Here is a 298-nt window from a genome sequence, read left to right on the forward strand (position 1 = left end):
TGATTGAAGTTTGAACTCAAGCTCTGAAAAGAGCACAGCTTTCTGAATTGAAGAACAAAGGTTAATGACGCAGGTGATTGTTTGGCTGATAAAGCTGGAGCAATACCGTCAGACGGACAATTAACCAGTAAGAATATGTCTGGTGACAATAGCATTGTGGTCCCACCTGATCCCATCCCGAACTCAGAAGTGAAACGCAATCGCGCCGATGGTAGTGTGGGGTCTCCCCATGTGAGAGTAGGTCATCGCCAGACGCCCAATAAAATGAAAATCCCCAGCACTCTGTGTTGGGGATTTT

General features: G+C 46.3%; 1 rRNA gene. It reads left to right on the plus strand.

The features are described 5' to 3' along the window. Positions 1-138 precede the first annotated feature (138 nt). Positions 139-254, plus strand: a 5S ribosomal RNA gene (rrf, locus tag RC73_RS19050). Positions 255-298: the final 44 nt, after the last annotated feature.

Source organism: Shewanella sp. ECSMB14102 (assembly GCF_000813075.1).
In the GTDB taxonomy this organism is placed as follows: domain Bacteria; phylum Pseudomonadota; class Gammaproteobacteria; order Enterobacterales; family Shewanellaceae; genus Shewanella; species Shewanella indica.